We start from the raw sequence: 228 nt of genomic DNA on the forward strand, positions 1-228 counted from the left end.
CGCCGGCACCGGTCACGCCACCGATCACCAATGGCAAACTTTCTGGGGAGGCACTGTCGACGATCGTGTCGTCGATCGTCGCCACCGTTACGGTGAAGCTAGACACGCCCGCTGGGACGATCAAGTTACTACCGACCAAGCTCACGCCATTGCTGAACGTTGGGGTGGTGTTGTAGTCACTCGTTGCTGTCGCTGTACCGCCACCCAAGCTGTACGCATAGGTCGAGG

General features: G+C 59.6%; 1 protein-coding gene. It reads right to left on the reverse strand.

From position 1 onward, the window contains the following. On the reverse strand, positions 1-228 hold a 228-nt coding region (locus KDM90_RS18600), incomplete at both ends, for a hypothetical protein (RefSeq protein ID WP_212676959.1).

The sequence above is a fragment of the Affinundibacterium fentianense genome, assembly GCF_018139545.1.
GTDB classification, from domain to species: domain Bacteria; phylum Pseudomonadota; class Gammaproteobacteria; order Burkholderiales; family Burkholderiaceae_D; genus Undibacterium; species Undibacterium fentianense.